Annotated in this window: 1 protein-coding gene; it reads right to left on the bottom strand. The window is 55.8% G+C overall.

Annotation, left to right across the window (positions count from 1 at the left end):
* Positions 1-405 (bottom strand): phosphoadenylyl-sulfate reductase (locus tag GPA22_RS22515; protein WP_169258294.1); only part of this gene is annotated, 405 nt, incomplete at both ends.

Genomic DNA, 405 nt, shown 5'->3' with positions numbered 1-405 from the left:
GTATGGGTATCGCCGACCGACAGATACCCCTGATCCCACAGCGGATGGTATTTCAGACCGTGCTTTTGCAGGTACTGGTAGACCGTCCGGTTATCCCAGTCGATGATCGGCAGCACCTTAAACACTCCGCGCTGGATAGCCAGCACTGGCAGCGTCGCGCGGCTACCCGACTGTTCGCGGCGAAGACCGGCAAACCAGGTCTGCGCATTCAATTCTTCCAGCGCCCGATTCATCGGCTCAACTTTGTTGATGTCATTGTATTTCTCAATGCCTTCAACGCCCTGCTCCCACAGCTTGCCGTAGCGCGCCTCTTGCCAGGCCGCACTCTCTTTCGCGCGGTAAACCTGCAGGTTGAGTTTGAGTTTGTCCGTTAACTCGTCGATAAACTGATAGGTTTCCGGGAAC

This window comes from Aromatoleum toluvorans, assembly GCF_012910905.1.
GTDB classification, from domain to species: domain Bacteria; phylum Pseudomonadota; class Gammaproteobacteria; order Burkholderiales; family Rhodocyclaceae; genus Aromatoleum; species Aromatoleum toluvorans.
The sequence above is the reverse complement of the archived record's forward strand: the minus strand, read 5'-3'. Positions and strand labels throughout refer to the sequence as shown.